This window comes from Kineococcus lubricus (genome assembly GCF_050871965.1).
GTDB lineage: Bacteria > Actinomycetota > Actinomycetes > Actinomycetales > Kineococcaceae > Kineococcus.
In genome coordinates this window covers 1-557 of record NZ_JBJLSK010000076.1, presented here as the reverse complement: position 1 = coordinate 557, position 557 = coordinate 1, and the positions used below count along the sequence as shown (strand labels likewise).

Below are 557 nucleotides of genomic sequence, written 5' to 3'. Positions count from 1 at the left end.
CCCGCCCGCGCGGGCAGGCGCGCGTGGCTGGCGTTGATCGTCCTGACCCTGGCCGTGGTGCTGCTGGCCGTCGACGGCACCGTCCTGGCCCTGGCCATCCCCGCCCTGACCGCCGACCTGAACCCCAGCGGCACCCAGATCCTGTGGACCGGCGACATCTACTCCTTCATGATCGCCGGGCTCCTGGTCACCATGGGCAACATCGCCGACCGCATCGGACGCAAACGCCTGCTGCTCATCGGCAGCGTCGGCTTCGGCCTCAGCTCCACCCTGGGCGCCTTCGCCCCCAACCCCGAACTGCTCATCGCCGCCCGCGCCCTCCTGGGCTTCTTCGGCGCGATGATCATGCCCTCGACCCTGTCCATCCTGCGCAACCTGTTCGACGACCCCCGCCAACGCGCCACCGCCGTCGCCGTCTGGGCCGCCGGCGCCACCGGCGGCGCCGCCATCGGCCCCCTGGTCGGCGGCTTCCTGCTCGAGCACTTCTGGTGGGGCTCGGTCTTCCTGCTCAACGTCCCGGTCATGCTCATCGTCCTGACCGCCGGCATCGCCCTGCT

Annotated in this window: 1 protein-coding gene; it reads left to right on the top strand. The window is 71.5% G+C overall.

Features of this window, described 5'->3' with window-relative positions; translation table 11 throughout:
* Positions 1-557, top strand: a 557-nt coding sequence (locus ACRYRX_RS22590) for an MFS transporter (RefSeq protein WP_432515448.1), incomplete at both ends; no start/stop codon positions are given.